The 14027-nt window shown below is 48.7% G+C and carries 16 protein-coding genes and 1 pseudogene; 14 read left to right on the plus strand and 3 right to left on the minus strand.

Going from position 1 to position 14027, the window contains the following annotated elements; translation table 11 throughout:
- Positions 1-46: 46 nt before the first annotated feature.
- Positions 47-427: a rhodanese-like domain-containing protein gene (locus EXW93_RS04485; RefSeq protein WP_023467569.1), complete on the minus strand. Its 381-nt coding sequence runs from the start codon at positions 425-427 to the stop codon at positions 47-49.
- 138 nt (positions 428-565) lie between these two features.
- Here EXW93_RS04485 and EXW93_RS04490 point away from each other — a divergent pair.
- The 3 genes and pseudogenes from EXW93_RS04490 to hpt all read left to right on the plus strand — a co-directional run bounded on the left by EXW93_RS04490 (position 566) and on the right by hpt (position 2519).
- Positions 566-1395, plus strand: a pseudogene (locus EXW93_RS04490) (lipoate--protein ligase family protein).
- A 24-nt stretch (positions 1396-1419) separates the two neighbouring features.
- A complete protein-coding gene (mntR, locus tag EXW93_RS04495; protein WP_035398709.1) occupies positions 1420-1842 on the plus strand; it encodes a transcriptional regulator MntR in 423 nt (140 codons plus the stop codon).
- 149 nt (positions 1843-1991) lie between these two features.
- Complete coding sequence (gene hpt, locus EXW93_RS04500) at positions 1992-2519, plus strand: hypoxanthine phosphoribosyltransferase (RefSeq protein WP_064300287.1); 528 nt, start codon at positions 1992-1994, stop codon at positions 2517-2519.
- A gap of 57 nt (positions 2520-2576) precedes the next feature.
- Here the strand turns inward: hpt and EXW93_RS04505 are convergent, their stop codons facing one another.
- Both EXW93_RS04505 and EXW93_RS04510 read right to left on the minus strand, forming a co-directional pair.
- A complete protein-coding gene (locus tag EXW93_RS04505) occupies positions 2577-2978 on the minus strand; it encodes an SA1362 family protein (RefSeq protein WP_023467573.1) in 402 nt (133 codons plus the stop codon).
- 20 nt (positions 2979-2998) lie between these two features.
- Positions 2999-3931 carry a DUF1385 domain-containing protein gene (locus EXW93_RS04510; RefSeq protein ID WP_174316063.1) on the minus strand — a complete coding sequence of 311 codons (933 nt, stop codon included), beginning with the start codon at positions 3929-3931 and terminating at the stop codon, positions 2999-3001.
- Between the two features lie 156 nt (positions 3932-4087).
- Between EXW93_RS04510 and aroQ the strand changes: the two genes are divergently transcribed.
- From aroQ to dxs, 11 genes are all read left to right on the plus strand, one after another.
- Entirely contained in the window at positions 4088-4534 is a 447-nt protein-coding gene (gene aroQ / locus EXW93_RS04515) for a type II 3-dehydroquinate dehydratase (RefSeq protein ID WP_023467575.1), read from the plus strand.
- Positions 4531-5595 (plus strand): M24 family metallopeptidase, encoded by a 1065-nt coding sequence (locus tag EXW93_RS04520; RefSeq protein WP_174316064.1) that lies wholly within the window; start codon positions 4531-4533, stop codon positions 5593-5595. The genes aroQ and EXW93_RS04520 overlap by 4 nt, the downstream gene beginning before the upstream one ends.
- 35 nt (positions 5596-5630) lie before the next feature.
- Positions 5631-6197, plus strand: a complete 567-nt coding sequence (gene efp, locus EXW93_RS04525; protein WP_023467577.1) for an elongation factor P — start codon at positions 5631-5633, stop codon at positions 6195-6197.
- 168 nt (positions 6198-6365) lie between these two features.
- On the plus strand, positions 6366-6815 hold the full coding sequence (gene accB, locus EXW93_RS04530) for an acetyl-CoA carboxylase biotin carboxyl carrier protein (RefSeq protein ID WP_023467578.1): 450 nt from the start codon (positions 6366-6368) through the stop codon (positions 6813-6815).
- A gap of 15 nt (positions 6816-6830) precedes the next feature.
- Entirely contained in the window at positions 6831-8183 is a 1353-nt protein-coding gene (gene accC, locus EXW93_RS04535; protein ID WP_023467579.1) for an acetyl-CoA carboxylase biotin carboxylase subunit, read from the plus strand.
- 120 nt (positions 8184-8303) lie between these two features.
- On the plus strand, positions 8304-8708 hold the full coding sequence (gene nusB / locus EXW93_RS04540; RefSeq protein WP_023467580.1) for a transcription antitermination factor NusB: 405 nt from the start codon (positions 8304-8306) through the stop codon (positions 8706-8708).
- 69 nt (positions 8709-8777) lie between these two features.
- A complete protein-coding gene (gene folD / locus EXW93_RS04545) occupies positions 8778-9611 on the plus strand; it encodes a bifunctional methylenetetrahydrofolate dehydrogenase/methenyltetrahydrofolate cyclohydrolase FolD (protein ID WP_082627410.1) in 834 nt (277 codons plus the stop codon).
- Positions 9608-10930 (plus strand): exodeoxyribonuclease VII large subunit, encoded by a 1323-nt coding sequence (gene xseA, locus EXW93_RS04550; protein WP_023467582.1) that lies wholly within the window; start codon positions 9608-9610, stop codon positions 10928-10930. Before folD ends, xseA begins: the two co-directional genes overlap by 4 nt.
- 2 nt (positions 10931-10932) lie before the next feature.
- On the plus strand, positions 10933-11154 hold the full coding sequence (xseB, locus tag EXW93_RS04555; RefSeq protein WP_023467583.1) for an exodeoxyribonuclease VII small subunit: 222 nt from the start codon (positions 10933-10935) through the stop codon (positions 11152-11154).
- Entirely contained in the window at positions 11151-12020 is an 870-nt protein-coding gene (locus EXW93_RS04560; RefSeq protein ID WP_023467584.1) for a polyprenyl synthetase family protein, read from the plus strand. Before xseB ends, EXW93_RS04560 begins: the two co-directional genes overlap by 4 nt.
- 117 nt (positions 12021-12137) lie before the next feature.
- On the plus strand, positions 12138-14024 hold the full coding sequence (dxs, locus tag EXW93_RS04565; protein ID WP_023467585.1) for a 1-deoxy-D-xylulose-5-phosphate synthase: 1887 nt from the start codon (positions 12138-12140) through the stop codon (positions 14022-14024).
- The last annotated feature ends 3 nt before the right edge of the window (positions 14025-14027 follow it).

Below are 14027 nucleotides of genomic sequence, written 5' to 3' on the forward strand. Positions count from 1 at the left end.
ACCTCTCCGACGAAGGAGAGATCCTCTTTTTGCGATGAACGAAGCATTAGCTCCGTTTGATTTTTCCTGACCACTGCTTGAATCCGCCTTTTAACTGATACAGATTCGTATAGCCTGCTTTTTTCAAGACTTTTGCAGCCTGTGAAGAACGCATGCTCCCTTGACAATACAAGTAAATCGGCATGTCTTTTCGTAATTCCTTCGAGCGCATCTTCATTTGGCTGACCGGGATGTTACGGGCACCTACGATGTGTCCACCTTTGAATTCTTGTGTTTCGCGAACATCGACGATTTGTGCTTTACGATAGTTCGCACGGAATTCTTCTTGCGACAATTTCGTGATGCCTTTGACCGGCATGAAACGCCAAGCGATGTAGGCGATCAGCGCGACCCATAATACGATCGTAATGATAGTTCCAGTTTCCATATTCGACTTCCAACCCCTTCGTTCGTTTAACCTCTGTTTCATTATAGTCAACGAAATCGATTTCGGCAATCGACTCGTGATTGCGCGACCGAGAATGGGTTTGATACACTAAGACGGAAACGTTTTGGGGGTGCTCAAGTGAACAGAGAGTGGCAAGTGTTGACGACGCCGGCGATGGAGCCGGCAATGAACATGGCAATCGATGAAGCATTGATTCAGTTCGTCGGGCGGGGGAGATCGCACCGACGCTTCGTTTTTACTCATGGGAACCACGTGGATTAAGTGTTGGTCATTTTCAACGGGCAACCCGTGATATCGATCGAGAGCGGATTGCAGAGCTCGGGATTCCGATCGTGCGTCGGATGACAGGAGGGCGCGCTGTCTTGCATGCAGACGAGTTGACATACAGTGTCGTCATCCCGGAAGATACAGAAGGTTTACCACGCACGGTCATCGAAAGTTATCGGATGTTGACGGAAGGGATTCGCAAAGGATACCATCACCTCGGCATTCCGGTCGAATTTTCCGTTCCGTTGACGGAAGAGGAAAAAGAAGAATTACGGAAGCCGAAATCAGCCGTCTGTTTTGATGCAGCATCGTATTATGAACTCGCTGTAGGAAAACGGAAAGTCGCAGGAAGTGCACAAGTCCGCCATCAAGGCGTTGTCTTACAGCACGGTTCGGTCCCACTCTCTGTCGATGAAGGTGAATTGTTTGATTGTTTCTTGTATGATGATGAGTCGACGCGCGAGCGGATGAAAGCGCGTTTTTCAGGAAAAGCTGTCGCTTTGAATGAGCTAGCAGGTCGCGCTGTCGCATTTGACGAGGTACGAGAAGCGTTCACGAAAGGCTTCGAAGAGGCGCTTGATTTGTCGTTCGTTCCGTTGACATTCAGGAGTGAGCAGTGGCAGGAGATTGAGCGTCTTGCCGAGAAATACCGTAGTGATGAGTGGAACTGGAAACGCTAATGAATGAAATGGGAAGGTGATGTCGTGCCAACTCCGAGTATGGAAGATTATTTGGAACAAATTTATAAACTGATTGAAGATAAAGGATACGCTCGCGTATCGGATATAGCGGAGTCGTTAGGAGTTCACCCGTCCTCGGTAACGAAGATGGTTCAAAAGCTCGACCGGGAGACGTACCTTGTTTACGAAAAGTATCGGGGTCTCATGCTGACACCTAAAGGACGCAAAATCGGAAAGCGTCTCGTGGAACGACACGCCTTACTTGAAGATTTTCTTCGTCTCGTTGGTGTGGATGAAGAACTGATTTATAAGGATGTCGAAGGAATCGAGCATCATATTAGTATCGAAGCGTTGGATAAGATTAACGGAATGATTCAGTTCTTTGCGGAACGTCCTGGTTTGAAAGAGGAACTGCATCGCTATCAACAAGCCCATCCAGAGGATTGAGGCTTGTTTTTTTATAGTTCCTTGCTAAAAAAAGTTCTCAAACACGAACGATCCATTACATTTTTATGATAAAGTGCGCATTTTAAGTTAGATATGCTATACTGAGCCTGAAAATGGACGAAGGGGGTGGCGGGTGTTCGCACCTTGTCATGGAAATCACGATTAAAGAAAAATTAGTGTCGGAGTCACAACTGAAAGAAAAGGTTCGTGAATTAGCACAACAGATCGAAGTGGATGCGGCTGGGCGTCAAATCGTTCTCGTCGTCGTGTTAAAAGGGTCGATGGTCTTTGCTGCGGATTTGATGCGCGAAATCAAAGGAAGCGTTCAAATTGATACAGTCGCGTGCTCTTCTTACGGAACAAAGACCGTCTCTTCCGGGCGTGTTCAGTTGAAGAAAGATCTCGATCTCGATGTGCAAGGGAAATATGTCGTCGTCATCGAAGATATCATCGACACAGGGCGGACGCTCCATTTCTTATGTGATCACATGAAATTGCATCAACCCGGAGTTCTCAAAGTATGTACATTGCTTGATAAACCGGCACGTCGTGAAGTAAAACTCGACGCAGACTATGTCGGTTTCGAGATTCCGGATTACTTCGTTGTTGGGTACGGAATCGATTGTGCGGAGGAATATCGCAATCTACCGTATATCGGTTGGGTCGAAACGGATTGAACACGAAAAAAGGAGGTTCGTCGCATGACGAATCTCCTTTTTAATGTACTTCTGAAATTAAAAAGCACGTTTTTTCTTTTTGCCTTTTTTTCCTTCGATCACTGTCAGATGAGGCGCTTTTGAACGATCGCGCAACGGTCTGACTTTATTCGATGCCGGCGCTTTTGAGGACTTGACCGGTTTTTTCTTAAAGTCTGTCCGGCGAACAGAATTCGAAGAGCCATGCATTTTTTTTGATTGAGCGACGGATTTTCGGTACTGAGCATTTGCGCCCGTTCCGACGCTTCGATTACGAGTCAGGAACTTAAAGAGCAAGAAGATGATCCCGGCGGTAATCCCGAAGAACAGCAATTGTGAAAACAGACTACTTGGATTATTGACGAGTTTATATCCGAAGCCGACAAAAGCGAACAGTAACACGACGAGTGCAAATGTAGAACCAATGCGTTGTCTGATCATAATATCACCCCTGTTATCGATTAACCCAGTGCATTCTCATGTAGGTTATGTTCCTGTTTTTCCAATGCTTCAAACGCATAAATCGCAACCTCGATCTGTGCATCGTCCGGTTCTTTCGTCGTCAAGTATTGTAACCATAGGCCAGGCAAGGCGATGACGCGAAGTCCTTTGATGTACTGCGCTTTATTCGTCAGCTGTAACACTTCAAATGAAAGACCGATGACGACCGGTAATAAGGCGATCCGACAGACGAGACGCAACCAAAGCGGATCCGTTGGCACGATCAGATAGACGAAAAATCCGACGATGACGGTGAAGATCAAGAAACTCGAGCCGCAACGGTAATGAAGACGACTGCTGACGCGAACGTTTTCGACCGTGAGTGGGCGTCCTGATTCGACGCAGTTGATGACCTTATGCTCTGCACCGTGATATTGAAAGAGTCGTTTGACGAGCGGAGTCAATGAAATCACGTAGAGGTAACTGAACAAAAGCGTTAATTTGATTGTTGCTTCGATGACATTTTGAATGACATGTCCCGATAAAGCAGGGAACACATCGAATAGTGACGCAAGGAAAGCAGGTAGTAACGTAAAGAGTAATTTACCGAAGAAGAATGATAGGATCCCGACGACAGCTACGCCGAGCCATTTCGTCAAAGGGCTGGCAGTCGTTTCTTCCGGCTCTTCTTCACCAGGTTTGACACCGTATCGGTCACTTGCGAAGTTCATATGACTGGCGCCATTCGCTGAGGACTCCATTAAAGCAAACAAGCCACGCAGAAGTGGGATTTTTTTACCTTTAGCGATTCGTGGTCGAACCGGCTTTTGTTGGGCGAACGTCTCGATCGACTCATCATTTCGACGAATCGCAGAGACCGCGTGGGTCGCATTTTGGAACATGACGCCTTCGACGATGGCTTGACCACCGACCGGCGGATTAGTCGTTTTCATAATAGAACGCATCCCGTCTTCATTAAAATTAGGTGTATCGTCAGTGTACTTGATTTACGACAAAAAAACTATGTTCGACTCGTCAAAACGAGGTAATCTTTAGGAGTCGGAAATCGGGTTATGATACAATGAAAAGGAATTCGAGGAGGTGTTTTTTTGCGTGTCTTGATATTAAACGGACCAAACTTGAATTTACTCGGAACACGCGAACCGGATACATATGGAACGGCGACATTAGCCGACTTAGAACACGACCTTCGCACTTATTTTCCGAACATTCAGTTTCGGTTTGAACAATCGAACCATGAAGGACGACTGATTGATGTTCTTCACGAGGAACGGGGAGCGGACGGCATCGTCTTCAATGCGGCTGCCTACACGCATACGAGTATCGCGTTACGTGACGCGATTGCTGCAATCGAAGCGCCCGTCATCGAGGTCCATCTATCGAATGTCCATGCACGTGAATCCTTCCGGCATCATTCGATGATCGCACCCGTCTGCCAAGGTGTCATCGCTGGACTTGGCATGACGGGATATCGTCTGGCAACGGAGGCACTCCAAGCTTTACAACAATCGGAACAAGGGGGAAATCAATCATGAAACAACGGATCGAGGCGTTACAAGCAGCTTTAAAGGAACGGGACCTTCCAGGATTACTCGTCACGAAGGCAGAGAATATTCGTTACATTTCCGGCTTCACTGGCTCAAGTGGTGCATGTCTCGTAACAGAAGAGCAAGCGTACTTCGTGACGGATTTCCGTTACACGGAGCAAGCGGCAGACCAAGTTAAAGGAATGGAGATCGTCCAAATCGAACGGTCGATTCCAGAGACGATGGGCGAATTGATGGCAGGAGCGCGTGTTCGCGCGGTTGGTGTCGAAAAGGATGCGATGACACTTGGTGCTTTTGAAGCATACGATCAAGCTTCGGCAATCGAGCTTGTTCCGACGACAGGAATCATTGAAAACCTACGCTTGATTAAGGATTCGTCAGAGATTAAGATGATTAAGGAAGCGGTGGAGCTCGCGGACGCGACCTTCCAAAACATCTTGACGTACATTCAACCAGGACGAACGGAACTTGAAGTATCAAATGAACTAGAATTCTTCATGCGGAAGCATGGAGCGACGTCTTCTTCTTTCGATACGATCGTGGCATCGGGCTATCGTTCTGCCTTGCCGCACGGTGTTGCCAGCTCGAAGGTCATTGCGACGGGTGAACTCGTCACGCTTGATTTCGGAGCGCTCTTGAACGGTTATGTTTCAGATATCACACGGACTGTCGCAGTCGGTCCGATCAATGCCGAGTTGCAGAAGATCTACGATACGGTCTTGCAAGCGCAACTAGCGGGTGTCGACGGCTTAAAACCAGGCATCACTGGGATCGAAGCGGACGCATTGACACGTGATATCATCAAAGAAGCAGGTTACGGTGAGTACTTCGGTCACTCGACGGGACACGGTATTGGTCTAGAAGTACATGAAGGACCTGGCTTGTCGTTCCGCTCTGAGACGAAACTTGAACCGGGCATGATCGTTACGGTCGAACCAGGTATCTACGTGCCGCAAGTTGGCGGATGCCGGATTGAAGATGACGTTTTGATCACGGAAACAGGTCGAGAAATTCTTTCGTCTTCACCAAAAGAACTGATCACTCTCTAATTCAGAGTGACGGGACATTTTAGGAGGAACCATTCATGGTATCAGTAAACGATTTAAAAACAGGATTAACGATTAAGACTTCAGACGGTATGATTTGGCAAGTACTTGAATTCCAACATGTTAAACCAGGTAAAGGGGCAGCGTTCGTTCGGACGAAAATGCGTAACATCCGTAACGGAAACATCCAAGAGATGACATTCCGTGGTGGTGAGCGTGTCGAGCGTGCACACATCGAGCGTAACAAGATGCAATACCTTTACCCAATGGGCGAGACTTACGTCTTCATGGACACAGAATCGTATGAGCAATTGGAATTGACGACGGCACAAGTCGAAGCAGCTCTTCCATACTTGCTTGAAAACATGGAAGTTCAAATCGCGGTTTACAACGGCGAAATCCTCGGTCTTGAATTGCCGAACACAGTCGTCATGACGATCGTTGAAGCAGAGCCTGGCGTTAAGGGTGATACAGCTTCGAACGTCAAGAAAAATGCGACAGTGGAGACAGGTCATATCATTCAAGTCCCACTCTTCATCGAAGCAGGCGAAAAAGTAACGGTTGATACACGTACAGGTGATTTCACAGGTCGTTACAACGGATAATATTGAAACGACAAGACGTCTCTCACCTTCTATCAGGTCGAGAGACGTCTTTTTTCATCCAGCTTGACTTGCATCCAATGGTATGACCAGTTAATATAAGTATTTGAGTAGGCATTAGCACCTGGTATAATAATTGTGAATACAGCATAGATGGGGGAAGAATGACAGATGAAAATCGATCAGTTGAAACAAGTACTCGAAATGCTCGATCAGTCGAGTGTAAATGAACTCTCACTCGAGACGGATACGTATAAATTGAAGTTGAAGAAACAAGGAGAAACAGTAACGGTCTCGCACCAAGCACCTGCTACTCCAGTGGCGGCGCCAGCTCCTGTGAAGCAAGCGGCAGCACCAGTCGAGGAAGAGGTGACTACGGATGATACGGTCACGATCAATGCCTTGATGGTCGGAACGTTCTATTCGCGTCCGAATCCAGATAAACCTGCATACGTCAAAGTCGGTGATCAGATTGAAGTGGGTCAGATCGTTTGTGTCCTTGAAGCAATGAAACTCTTCAATAACTTAAACTCGGAAGTATCTGGAACGGTCGTCGAGATTCTTGTCGCCGATGGAGATCTCGTTGAATTTGGTCAACCACTCTTCCGGATCCGTCCGTAAACGGGGGTGAACAGCATGGAAAAATTATTGATTGCCAACCGTGGAGAAATCGCCGTCCGCATCATTCGAGCGGCAAAGGAACTTGGAATACAAACCGTTGCTGTCTACTCGACAGCGGATAAGGAAGCCTTACACGTTCGTTTAGCCGATGAGGCGTACTGCATCGGTGAGGCGAGTTCTGCTTCATCTTACTTAAACGTTACGAATATCCTCGCGGTCGCAACGAACCGTCAAGTGACGATGATCCACCCGGGTTACGGTTTCCTAGCAGAAAACGTTGATTTTGCTGAGATGTGTGAAGCGTGCGGGATAAAGTTCGTTGGTCCGACGTCGGATGCGATCCGTCAGATGGGGATCAAGGACGTTGCGAAGAAGACGATGATCGAGTGTGGAGTGCCCGTCGTGCCTGGTTCAGATGGAACGGTCACGGACGAAGAAGCGGTCGCACTGGCGCAAGAAATTGGTTATCCGGTCATCATCAAAGCAACAGCAGGTGGTGGCGGTAAAGGGATTCGGGTCGCTCGTTCGGAAGAAGAGCTGATCAACGGGCTAAGTGAGACACGCCGTGAAGCAAAACAAGCTTTCGGAAACGGGGATGTCTATTTAGAACGCTTCATCGAAGAGTTCCGCCATGTCGAGGTACAGGTCCTCGCCGATCGTCACGGGAATGTCATTCACCTCGGTGAACGGGATTGTACCGTCCAGCGCCGGATGCAGAAACTGATCGAGGAAGCGCCGTCACCTGCGGTCAGTGAAGCGACACGATTGAAGATGGGAGAGGCTGCCGTAAAAGCCGCAAAAGCGATTCAGTATACAGGAGCTGGGACGATCGAATTCATCTTCGTCGAAGAGACGGAAGAGTTCTTCTTCATGGAGATGAACACGCGCATTCAAGTCGAACACCCGGTAACGGAGATGATCACTGGATTCGACCTCGTTCAAGCACAATTGCAAGTGGCGCTCGATCATCCGCTTGCCGTCAAACAAAAGGATATCAAGTTCCACGGTCATTCGATCGAATGCCGAATCAATGCCGAGGATCCAGACCATGATTTCCGTCCGTCTGCTGGACGCGTCACACAATACGTGACACCAGGCGGAATGGGCGTACGTATCGATAGCGCGGTCTATCCAGGATATATGATTCCACCATATTATGACTCGATGGTTGCGAAGTTGATCGTCCATGCGGAAACACGGGAAGAAGCATGTGCGAAGATGGAACGTGCACTAGCTGAATTTTGGATCGAAGGTGTCAAGACGACGATCCCGTTCCACGAACGTGTTCTCAGTCACCCGGTATTCCGGCGTGGCACGTTCACGACGAAATTCGCAGAGCGTGAGCTAAAAGGTACGATCGTTAACTGAATCAGGACGGGAGTTTGTGCGACGAACTCCCGTCTTTTTTTGGCGTTCTCTATGTTTTTTAAAAGAGGAATGTGCTAAACTAACTGATTGAGAACGACAAAAAAAGGAGCACGCAAAATCATGATGAAACGACACATGGCACGCGAACTCGCAGTCCAATCTTTGTTCCAAATGGAGCTTTCGGATCTGACTGCACAAGAGGCCATTGAATTCGCGGTAGAAGGTAAGGAATACGACACATTCGTCGAGCAATTGGTGAACGGTGTCGAAACGAACAAAGCAACGATTGACCAACACATCCGAGAAGCACTGGTCAACTGGTCATTCGAACGACTCGGAAACATCGAGCGGACGATTCTTCGCTTAGCCGTCTACGAATTATTATTCGAAACGAACATTCCAGTTCGAGTGACGATCAACGAAGCGATTGAATTGACGAAGGCGTTTGCTGACGAAGAAGCGACAAAAATCGTGAACGGTGTTCTCGGTAAGGTTGCACAAGGCGTCGTTAAAGAAAATTCATAAACGTGTAAAACTGAATAGAGACAAACAGACAGAAGAGTGAATCGAACTTTTTGGGGGAGTGGACAAATCATGGCAGTAGTAATCGATGGAAAACAGGTAGCCCATTCATATCGTATGAAGCTGAAAGAAGAAGTCGCACGTCTGAAAGAACAGCGGATTCAACCGCAATTGACTGTCATCCTGATTGGCGAAGATCCTGCTAGTCAGTCCTATGTACGTGGTAAAGAAAAGGCGGCGAAGGAAATCGGCATGGATTCGGAGTTGATCCGACTTCCGGCAGAAACAACGGAATCAGAGCTTCTTCACTTGATCGACCGTCTGAACGTTGATGCGAGTGTCCATGGGATTCTCGTCCAATTGCCGTTGCCTGACCACATTGATGAGAGTAAGGTCATTTTTGCGATTTCTCCTGAAAAGGACGTCGATGGTTTTCATCCTGTCTCTGTCGGGAAAATGATGATTGGTGAACCGACATTTTTACCGTGTACACCAAACGGCATTCTTCATCTCGTCAAAGAGATGAACGTACCGATTGCTGGTCAACACGTCGTTGTCGTCGGTCGTAGCCAAATCGTCGGTAAACCCGTCGGTATGTTGTTCTTGAATGAATCGGCTACCGTTTCCTATTGTCATTCCAAGACAAAAGATCTCGGTGCGATGACGCGTCAAGCGGATATCTTGATCGTCGCAGTCGGCGTACCGAAGCTGATTACGGCGGATATGGTGAAACCGGATGCTGTCGTCATTGACGTTGGTGTCAACCGTGTCGATGGCAAACTCGTCGGTGATGTCGAGTTTGATACGGTACAAGACGTTGCATCGATGATTACACCTGTTCCGGGTGGCGTTGGTCCGATGACGATCACGATGCTACTGCATAACACGATCGAGGCTGCGCGATGAGCGAACCTCTTCACGTTTCCGATTTAGTCCACTATGTCAAACGTGAACTAGAAGGCGACGCCCTTCTGCAACAAGTCCAGGTGGTGGGAGAAGTGTCGAACTTTAAACGACACTCTTCCGGTCACCTTTATTTTACGTTGAAGGACGAGCAGTCACGGATGAAAGCCGTCATGTTTGCCCGGGATGCGAGTCGAGTCAAAGCAGACGTTCGCGATGGGATGCGTGTCGTCGTCACCGCGCGCTTATCCGTTTACGTCTCTTCTGGAGAGATGCAACTCTATGTCGAACGGATGACGGAAGATGGTGTAGGAGCGCTATATGAGGCGTTCTCACGCTTGAAGGTGGATCTTGAAGAGCGTGGTTGGTTTGATCCAGCAATCAAACAATCGTTGCCAGCTTTTCCAGAGCGCATCGGAATCATCACGTCGCCAAAAGGAGCAGCGCTTCATGATATCGCAACGACACTCCGGCGCCGCTATCCGCAAGCAGCCATCGTCTTCGCCCCGGTCCTTGTACAGGGAGCGGACGCGGCACCACAAATCAGTCGTGCCATTCAGCTGATGAATGAGCATGCTGCCTGTGATGTGTTGATCATTGGTCGTGGTGGTGGTTCGATTGAGGAGCTGTGGGCATTCAATGAGATGTCTGTCGTGACAGCCGTGTTTGAATCCCGCATTCCGATCGTCTCTGCTGTCGGTCACGAAACGGATTTTACGATCAGTGATTTCGTCGCCGACGTTCGTGCGGCTACACCAACGGCAGCGGCAGAACTCGTCACTCCGGAAGCAGAGGCACTCACTCGACGTGTGCAGGATGTAGAGCGACGTTTAGAACGAACGTATGCACAACTCCTCAAAAGTAAACAAGAGCAAGTGACACGGCTTGCCGCGAGCTATGGTCTGAAATCACCACGCGTCCTACTCGGACTGAAGCAGGAACAATTGGACCGGGCAGAGATGTCACTCCAAAAGGAGATCAAGCAAGTAGTAGCGCAACACCAGCAACAGGTGGAGCGTCTTGACACACGCTTAATGCGTGTGCCGATGCGGGATCGCTTCGTGCAACAACGGGCGACGATTGAACAATCACGACGTCGACTCGAAATCGTTCGTCGACTTTTACAATCGAAGCAACAACAGGTGCGTCATGTGCTCGCGCGACTCGACTCCGTCAGTCCTACGCATGTTCTGATGCGCGGTTATACGTATGTCGAACAGGATGGACAAATCGTCCGTTCCGCGAAGGCATTGACAGCGTCTTCGTTCGATATCCGATTCCATGATGGAACGATTCGTGCTAAACGAGAGGATGGGGAGTAAGAATGGAGACGGAACAATCTTTTGAAGAAGCACTGGAACGATTAGAAGAAATCGTCACGTTACTCGAAGAGGGCGAAGCTCCTCTTGAACAAGCGATGGCTCTATATGAAGAAGGCGTCAAACTGACGGCTCTTTGCCAAGGAAAGTTATCCGTTGCTGAGAAAAAACTCGATCAAATCCTGGAGCAAGATGGTACGCTTCGGGAAAAAGGAGGAGCGCAATGATTGCTTTGAATGAGTGGAAGACACAAGTCGAAAATAAAATGGAAGAGTTCATGGAGCGACTCGACGCACCGGATCGTTTACGCGATTCGATGCGGTATTCACTCGATGCGGGTGGGAAACGAATTCGCCCAGCCTTGATTTATGCGGTACTCGATGCTTTTTCCATCGATCGTTCAAAAGGTGACGCGACTGCTGCGGCACTTGAGATGATTCATACATACTCACTGATTCACGATGACCTTCCAGCAATGGACGATGATGATCTGCGTCGAGGGCGTCCGACGAATCATATCGCTTTTGATGAAGCAACAGCGATTTTAGCAGGAGATGCCTTGCTCACGAACGCCTTCAGCTGTCTTCTTGAGGCACCAGCTTCGCCGGAAGTAAAGCTTGCACTTGTCGAACGGTTGGCAACAGCAGCGGGCGCTACGGGTATGGTCGGTGGTCAGCTCGACGATATGCTCGGTGAGCGTGGCGGCATCAATGACGTAGCGGAGCTTGAGTCGATTCACCGTCGGAAAACAGGAGCACTCCTCGTCTTTGCAGTCGAAGCGGGTGGTTTGCTTGCCTCGGTCAGCTCGACGGATCTTGATCACTTGAAGCAATACGGTCGCCATCTCGGAATCGCATTCCAAATCCAAGATGACATCTTGGACGTAACAGGCGATGCTGAAAAAATCGGCAAACCGGTCGGTAGCGACGAAGGGAACGAAAAAGCAACGTACCCAAAATTACTGGGTCTTGAAGGAGCGAAACGCGCACTGACAGCTCAGGTGGAAGCAGCGGAACAAGCGATTGATGCATTATCAGTCGAAGCGACGACACTTAAGGAACTGCTCGACTTCGTGGTCAAGCGCGACCATTAAGCAGGACGACGCATCTGCGTCGTCTTTTTCTATGCTGACAATGGCGCTCGATAGATTGTTCTAGTACAATGTAGGGTACAAACCCTATAAGATTGTAAGGAAAAGAGGCGGTAAGGTATGAAATTGACAGAAATACAGGATCCGTCATTTTTAAAGCGTATGTCGGTCTCCGAACTCGAAGTACTCGCAGGCGATATTCGACGCTTTTTGATTGAAGAATTAGCGACGACAGGTGGACACTTGGCACCGAACCTCGGTGTCGTCGAGTTGACGCTTGCGTTGCATCGTGAATTCGACAGTCCGAATGACAAGTTCGTCTGGGATGTCGGGCACCAAGCATACGTGCATAAGATTTTGACAGGACGTGCGAGCCAGTTTGATACGCTCCGTCAGCACAAAGGACTCTGTGGGTTCCCGAAACGCAATGAGAGTGTGCATGACGTCTGGGAGACAGGACACAGCTCGACGTCCTTGTCAGCAGCAATGGGGATTGCTGTCTCGAACGAACTGAGCGGTAAGAGTGATCGTGCAGTCGCGATCATCGGTGACGGTGCTTTGACAGGTGGTATGGCACTTGAAGCATTGAATCATATTGGAGCAGAACAACAAAACGTCATCGTCATCTTGAACGATAACGAGATGTCGATTGCACCAAACGTTGGGGCGATGCATCAAATGCTTGGACGAATTCGTTCATCACGTAAAGTGCGTTTTGCCCAAGACGAGCTTGAAACGTTGATCAAAAAGATTCCGGTCATTGGCGGACGTCTTGAAAAAGGAAGCGAGAAGTTGAAGGAAGCCGTTAAAGGCGCACTTGTTCCTGGCATGTTCTTCGAAGAGCTCGGCTTCAACTATTATGGTCCAGTCGATGGGCACGATCTTGATGATTTAATCGAACAGCTCAATTACGTGAAAAAAGAAGAAGGTCCTGTCCTGCTTCATGTCATCACGAAAAAAGGGAAAGGCTATCGTCCGGCAGAGTTCGATGGTGTCGGCACATGGCATGGTCTTGGACCGTACAAGATGGAGTCTGGCGAAGTCATCAAAGGGAAATCAAAAGCACCTAGTTACTCCTTTACGGTAGCGGATACTTTAACAAAGATGGCACGCGATGATGAAAAGCTGACGTTGATCACGCCGGCGATGAGCGTCGGTTCAAAACTCGATTGTTTTGAAAAAGAATTCCCAGAGCGGATGTTTGACGTCGGGATTGCAGAACAACATGCTGTGACGTTCGCAGCTGGTCAAGCGACGCAAGGCATGAAACCTGTCGTATCGATCTACTCGACCTTCTTCCAACGTGCATACGATCAGCTCGTTCACGACGTGGCTCGTCAAAATCTAGATGTGACGTTTACGATTGACCGGTCAGGTCTCGTCGGTGCGGATGGTGAAACACACCAAGGCGTCTTCGATATTGCCTTCATGCGTCACGTACCGAACATCCGGATCGTCATGGCGAAGGATGAGAACGAACTGCAACACTTGCTCTATTCGGCCGTCAAATATGAAGGACCAATCGCCGTTCGTTTCCCACGTGGAGAAGGTATCGGTGTACCAATGGACGAGACACTGCATGAAATTTCGCTTGATACATGGGAAGTCGAACGTGAAGGAACGGACGTCGCGATCCTTGCGTTCGGACCACAAGTACAAGATGCGCTCAAAATCGCGGATCTCCTAGCAGACGAACTGTCGGTTCGTGTCATCAATGCTCGGACGATCAAACCGCTTGATGAGAAGATGCTGAATGCCCTTTACGCAGAAGGCATTCCACTCGTGACGCTCGAAGAAGCCGTCTTAAAAGGTGGATTCGGATCAGCTGTCCTTGAGCATGCGAACGAGCAGGAAGCATTCCCACGCGTCAAACGCTTTGGTATTCCAGATTGGTATATCGAGCATGGCGGTGTGAACGAATTACTGGAAGAAATCGGATTATTACCTGGACAAATCGCAGAAGAAGTACGCGCTTTCGTCAATCAAGGAAAGAAACAGAGTGTGTGACGA

The organism is Exiguobacterium sp. JMULE1 (genome assembly GCF_013337175.1).
Lineage (GTDB): Bacteria > Bacillota > Bacilli > Exiguobacteriales > Exiguobacteriaceae > Exiguobacterium_A > Exiguobacterium_A indicum.